Below are 6528 nucleotides of genomic sequence, written 5' to 3'. Positions count from 1 at the left end.
ACAACAAGCCCACTGAGGGAATCCAAATTCGATTCAGAGGAAAATCATCCCGCTCTAGGCGGTCAGCGCCGCAGCCGCTTCGGCGTTGTCCGCAATCGCCACCCGGTCTCGGCCCTGCGCCTTGGCGCGATAGAGCGCGCGGTCGGCGTCGCGGTACAGCGGCTCGAAGCTCGACGGCCCCATCGCCACGCCGAAGCTGGCGGTGATCAGGCCCGGCCCTTCGGGCAGGTCGATCGAGGCGATCGCGCGGCGCAGCCGCTCGGCGAGGCGGCCGAGCGCGGGGAGGGGCACGCCCGTCACCGCAATGCCGAATTCCTCGCCGCCGAGACGCCCGATGGTGGCCTCGCGGCTGTGCGTCTCGAATGCGCCCGCGACGGCGGAGAGCGCGCGGTCGCCGGCGTCATGGCCGAAGCGGTCGTTGATCGATTTGAAATAGTCGAGGTCCATCAGGATCAGCCCGACCGGCCGCCCGGCGGCGAGCGCCGCTTCCACGCCCGCAACGAAGCCGCGGCGGTTGAGCAGCCCGGTCAGCGGATCGGTATCGGCGAGCGTGCGCAGCTCCGCCTCGCGCTCGCGCGCCTCGCGGCGTTCGCGGCGCACCGAGGCGAGGCGATGGCTGACGATCAGCGACAGGCCGACCGTCTGCAGCGCGCAGAGCGACAGCACCAGCAACTGCCCGCTATCGTCATCGGCGGTCAGGCCGATGTCGCTGATGTGCGTCCACAGGACGGCGGCGATCGGGATTGCCCAGGACAGGCCGAAGTCGCGCGCCATGCGGCTGCCGCGGCGGATGGCGACGATGACGGCGATCAGCAGGGTCAGCGCGGCGGCGGGTACGGCCAGGCTGATCGACTGCTCGGCCATCCACATCAGCTCACGCGGGCCGACCGCGGCGAGCGCGCCGGCTACCCCGACAAGACCGCAGAAGGCCGACAGCAGGCGGTCCAGGAGCGGCGGCACCATGGCGCGCTCGGTCGAGGTGACGAAGAACTGCCCGGCGCAGGCGATGGCGCAGGTGGCGAGGAAGATGCTCACCTCGACCGACGGTGAGCCGGCGAGCCCCGGCGCAATGAGCAGCGCGGTCTGCGTCCACAACAACCCCCAGCCAAACACGCAGGCTGCCCAGGCCGAGTGCCAGAGCGCCGCGCGCTTCCGTGAGCCCAAGCCGACGCCGAGATTATAGGCGGCGGCAAAGCCGAGCAGGGCCAGCGCCGCGCCGGTGGCGAGCGTCGCGAAGGAGGCAGCGCGATCGGCGACGGCATTAGGGATCAGCCGCGCGCGCACGAGGTTGTGCGAAGCGAGGCCCTTGAAGCCGATCTCGACGCGGGTGATGGCGGCGTGGCGCAGCGGTGGGTCGAAGGCGATCTTGCCGCCGATCCGCCAGCGGTCGCCGAAATCGCCGGTGACCACCGACTGCCGGTCGATCGCGCCGTCGGCATAGTGGAAGCGGACGACCAGCGCGTCGAAGCGCGACTGGCGCACCGTCACCCGCCATTCGCGCCCGTCGAGCGGGGCCACCGATGTCCAGAGCCAGCGCTGCTGATAGCTGGTCGGGTTGAGGGTGCAGGGACCGGCGGCGGGCGCATCGCGGTCGGAAACGGTGAAGCAGGGCGCCTCGACCAGCCCGCCGCTATCGGCACGGGCCGGCGCACTCGCGACGAGCGCGAGCAGCAGTGCGAACGTGGCGCGAATGCACCACCGTCCGCCCAAGGCGAAAGCTGCCGTCAATCCATTCCCCTAACGGAGCCGCCTCACACGACTCCGCCTTTTTCGGCTGTTTCACGGAGGTTACGGCGGCGACCCTTTCCAAAAGGTTATCACGCCGTGAACCATATTTTGGGCGCTTCCCCGGCCAAGATGACGGGCCTGTAACAAGAGCATCACGAATCGCTCCTAAAGCCCTGCCCGAGCGGCGCGGGGGAAATGCGGCCGACTCAGGAATGCCGTTCCCCGCGCCTTCAGGACACTAAACCTCAAAGGGGCTTCGCGATGCGGCACTTCCGTAACATTCTGATGATCAGCTCGGCGGCGTTGGTTCTGGCCGCTTGCGGCGCCGACGATGTCGCTTCGCCGGGCGAAGGCACGCTTGTTCCGGCTCCCGCCCCGAGCCCCTCGCCGAGCCCTTCGCCGACCCCGACTCCGACCCCGGGTACTCCGGCAACGTCGTGCGCGACCGGCTTCTCGGACGCGGGCGTCGTCGGCAACTATCGCGTTTGCCGCATCCCGAACTCGATCAACGCCGATCTGACGATCCCGGCCCGCGCCGGCACCGCCTACCAGATCAACGGCCGCGTCGATGTGGGTATCGACGTCGGTGGCGCCACCGCGCCGCGCGCCTCGGGCCGCGCCGCGGTGCTCACCATCGAGCCGGGCACGCTGATCTTTGCCAACGGCGGCGACGCCGACAATGACTTCCTCGTCGTCAACCGCGGCTCGCAGCTGCAGGCGGTCGGCACCGAGGCCCGCCCGATCATCTTCACCGCGCGTGAGAACCTGACCCCGGGCGGCGTCACCGACACCAGCCAGGGCCTGTGGGGCGGCATCATCCTTGCCGGCCGCGCGCCGATCTCGAACTGTAACGCGACCGTTCCGGGCGGTTCGGCGGGCTGCGAAGCCACCGTCGAAGGCACCGGCAACGCGCTCTACGGCGGCGAGCTGCCCGCCGACAGCTCGGGTCGCATGCAATATGTGCAGATCCGCTACTCGGGCGTCGCCATCTCGCCGAACAACGAGCTGCAGGGCCTGACCACCGCGGGCGCCGGTTCGGGCACCACGATCAGCCACGTCCAGATCCACAACAGCGCCGATGACGGCATCGAAGTGTTCGGTGGCCGCAACTCGATGCGCTACCTGGTGATGACCGGCACCGACGACGACGCGCTCGACACCGATGTCGGCCACCAGGGCGCCTTCCAGTTCGTGCTCGCCATCCAGCGTACCGGCAACGGCTCGAGCGATCCGCGCGGCTTCGAGATCGACTCGAACGGTTCGGAAGACGCGCTGCCGCGTACCGACTTCCGCGTCGCCAACTACACGCTGGTTCAGCGCCTGACCTCGACGACGGTCGCCAACTCGGCGGCGATCCACCTGCGCGGCGGCACCGATGGCCGCCTGGTGAACGGCGTCGTCGCCCACACCGCCAACTCCTGCCTCAACATCGATGCCGCGCAGACCGTGCGGGCCGCCGATGCCGCGCTGCAGGACAACGGCGCGCCGGTGTTCAACGCCAACTACTTCGCCTGCACTCTCGCCACCGGCGCCCCAACGGGCAGCACCGCGGCGATCATCGACGACGGCAACGTCACCGCGGCGCAGATCACGGCGGTGCTGACCGGCGCGCCGAGCAGCGGCAACGTGCTCGACGGCACGGCGGCCGGCCTGACCGGCACCTTCATCACCGCGGGTCCGGCGGCGGCGGTCACGCCGTTCAACGCCTCGACGATGAACTTCACCGGCAGCGGCTTCCTGGTGCAGACCAGCTACATCGGCGCCGTCCGCGACGCGAACGACATCTGGTACCGCTTCTGGACCTGTGACTCGGGCTTCGCGGCTTTCGGCAGCGGCTCGTCCTGCACCTCGCTCCCGAACTGATCGGACGGATGAACGGACGGGGCGGCGCGCTTCACGGCGAGGCCGCCCCGTCTTTCGGTTGACCCCATAGGTACTGGACCTCGCCATGAAGAAGCCGCTCGCACTGGGGAGCGCCCTCCTCGTTTCAACGATCCTCGCCAGCCCGGTCTGGGCGCAAGGGTCGGCACCTGCCGCGCCCGCGCAGGCCACGCCTGAGGCCGCTCCGGCGCCGCAGGCCGACCCCAACGCGGCGGCCACCGAAGCTGCACCGGCCGCTCCGGCTCCGGCCGCTGCCGAGGCCGATGCCGCGCAGGATGACGTCGATATCTCGACCGTCGGCGGCAGTGACGGCGAGGAAATCGTCGTCCGCGGCCGCTATATTCCGAACAGCATCCGCGCCACCCCGGCGGTGATCTCGGTGCTGTCGCCCGAGGATATCGCGCGCACCGGCGAAGGCGACATCGCCGGCGCCCTGCAGCGCGTGCCGGGCCTCAGCGTGGTCAGCGGCGGCTTCGTGTACGTCCGCGGCCTCGGCGACCGCTACTCGCTGTCGCTCTTGAACGGCTCGCCGCTGCCCAGCCCCGAGCCGCTGCGTCGCGTCGTGCCGCTCGACATCTTCCCGACCTCGATCGTCGCCTCGGCGCTCGTGCAGAAGAGCTATTCGCCCAACTATCCGGGCGAGTTCGGCGGCGGCGTGATCAACCTCACCACCGTCGCGACCCCGCGCGATCCGTTCCTCGGCATCGGCCTGTCGGTCGGCCTGGACACCGAGACCACCGGGCAGCTCGGCTACACGTACAAGGGCGGCGACCGCGACTGGCTCGGCTATGACGACGGCACGCGCAAGCTGACCTCGGCGATCCGCGAAGCCGGCGTCAACGGCACCGACGTCACCGACCCGGCGGTCATCATCGGCCTCTCCAACGCCGAGACCACGCTGCTCCAGCGCAACGACAATCTGCCCGCGAACTTCTCGGCCGAACTCAACGGCGGCACGAGCTTCGACAAGGGCGACTATACGATCGGTCTCGTCGCCGGCGCCGGCTATAACTCGTCGTGGCAGACGCGTGACTCGCTGCAGCAGTCGACCACCGATCCGACGGGCGCGCTCGAGGAAGAGTTCCGCACCGTCCTCACCGACAACCGCGTGCTGGTGAACGGCCTGCTCGGCCTCGGCCTCGAGGTCGAGGAGCACAAGTTCCGCCTCACCAACGTCTACATCCACGACACGGTGAAGCAGGGCCGTCTCGCCTCGGGCTATGACGCGCGCAACTTCCCGGTGCCCGCCGCCGGCGATCCCAATCCGCAGATCGAGCAGAACACCTCCTTCTTCGAGCGTGAGCTGTACGATCTGCAGGGCGTCGCCGAGCTGAAGTTCGAGAACGTCAACGTCGACCTGCGCGGCACCTACGCCAAGACCCGCCGCGACAGCCCGTACGAGCGCTATTTCGGCTATGTCTACAACGCGACCATCGGCGACTATCAGAACCGCCTGACCGGTTCGGACACCGAATCCGCGACGATCGCGTTCAGCGAACTCGACGAGCGGATCTGGGCCGGCGGCGCCGACCTGACCTACAAGTTCGACAGCGCGCGGCCGATCAGCCTCAGCGTCGGCGGTGCGTACAGCGACACCGACCGTACATCGAGCCGCTACTTCTTCCGTTATCGGGGCCCCTCGGGCGGCAACGTGAACGATGCGGTGGCGCAGCAGCGGCCCGACTATCTCATCTCCGACTTCAACGTGCAGACCTATGGCCTGACGCTCGACAACCAGTCGGCGTCGCAGGCGGCGTCGGCCTATGACGCGGGTCTCGAGGTCAAGGCCGGTTACGCGATGCTGGAGGCCGAGCTGGCCGACGGCTTCCGCGTGTCGGGCGGCGTTCGCTACGAAGACGCGTCGCAGTTCGTGACCGCCGGCGCCTTCACGCGCACGCTGGCCAATGATTATTGGCTGCCGGCGCTGACCGTGACCTGGAATTTCGCCGAGGATCAGCAGTTCCGCCTGCACGGGTCGAAGACGCTCGCCCGCCCGCAGTTCCGCGAGCTGGCACCGCAGCTGTACCAGGATTTCAGCTCGGATCGCGAGTTCATCGGTAACCCGTTCCTCGAGGACAGCCAGCTCTACAACGCCGAGGCGCGCTACGAGAACTTCCTCGGCCGTGACGAGCGCCTGACGGTCGCCGGTTTCTGGAAGAAGATCGATAACCCCATCGAGGCGGTCGCCTTCTTCCAGCCCGACGGCACCTTGCAGACCGGCTTCTCGAACGCGCCGGAAGCGACGCTCTACGGCGCCGAGTTCGAGCTTCAGAAGTTCATCCCGCTCGACGGCTGGGGCGGCGACTTCTGGTCGACGCGTCGCGTCGTGCTCATCGCCAACTACACCTACTCGAAGTCCGAGCTGAAGGTGGGCGACGAGAGCGCGGTGAGCCCGATCGTCGGCGCGACGCTGACCCCGACGCCGATCCCGGCCAACCTGCTGTTCCGCGACGGCGCGGCGCTGACCGGCCAGTCGGATCACTTGGTCAACCTGCAGGTCGGCCTCGAGAATACCGAGAAGCTGTCGCAGGCGATGCTGCTGTTCACCTACGGCAGCGACCGCGTCACCAACCGCGGCCCGGTGTCCTTCGGCCAGCGCCTGCCCGACCTCATCGAGAAGCCGGGCGTCCGCCTCGACTTCGTGCTGCGCCAGGGTGTCCAGCTTGTCGGCAAGGAAGTCGAGCTGAAGTTCGAAGCCCGCAACCTCACCGGCGAGAAGTCGCGCGAGGTGCAGGAGTTCGACGGCGGCCAGGTGATCGACATCAACACCTACGACCTGGGCCGGACCTTCTCGCTGAGCGCCAGCCTGAAGTTCTGATCCGACAGGGAAGCGCGGCGGGCGGATCCCCTCCCACGCCCGCCGCCGCTTCCCGCACGAACAGAAAAGCGCCGTTCCGACGAACGGTCGGGGCAGCGCTT

The 6528-nt window shown here is 68.7% G+C and carries 3 protein-coding genes; 2 read left to right on the top strand and 1 reads right to left on the bottom strand.

Translation table 11 applies throughout. The annotated features are described in order from the left end of the window. Positions 1 to 54: 54 nt before the first annotated feature. Positions 55 to 1728 carry a GGDEF domain-containing protein gene (locus ACFOMD_RS09840; protein WP_380860599.1) on the bottom strand — a complete coding sequence of 558 codons (1674 nt, stop codon included), beginning with the start codon at positions 1726 to 1728 and terminating at the stop codon, positions 55 to 57. A gap of 261 nt (positions 1729 to 1989) precedes the next feature. Between ACFOMD_RS09840 and ACFOMD_RS09835 the strand changes: the two genes are divergently transcribed. Both ACFOMD_RS09835 and ACFOMD_RS09830 read left to right on the top strand, forming a co-directional pair. Continuing rightward, positions 1990 to 3591, top strand: coding sequence for a hypothetical protein (locus ACFOMD_RS09835; RefSeq protein ID WP_380860596.1), 1602 nt, complete (start codon positions 1990 to 1992; stop codon positions 3589 to 3591). A gap of 85 nt (positions 3592 to 3676) precedes the next feature. Next, positions 3677 to 6427 carry a TonB-dependent receptor domain-containing protein gene (locus tag ACFOMD_RS09830; protein WP_380860593.1) on the top strand — a complete coding sequence of 917 codons (2751 nt, stop codon included), beginning with the start codon at positions 3677 to 3679 and terminating at the stop codon, positions 6425 to 6427. Positions 6428 to 6528: the final 101 nt, after the last annotated feature.

Source organism: Sphingoaurantiacus capsulatus (assembly GCF_042648405.1).
GTDB lineage: Bacteria > Pseudomonadota > Alphaproteobacteria > Sphingomonadales > Sphingomonadaceae > Sphingoaurantiacus > Sphingoaurantiacus capsulatus.
This window is presented reverse-complemented; position numbering and strand designations above follow the sequence as displayed.

Bases quoted from the DNA above. Each gene is read 5' to 3' on its own strand.
- ACFOMD_RS09835 (WP_380860596.1), top strand. From the start codon at position 1,990: ATGCGGCACTTCCGTAACATTCTGATGATCAGCTCGGCGGCGTTGGTT.
- ACFOMD_RS09830 (WP_380860593.1), top strand. From the start codon at position 3,677: ATGAAGAAGCCGCTCGCACTGGGGAGCGCCCTCCTCGTTTCAACGATC.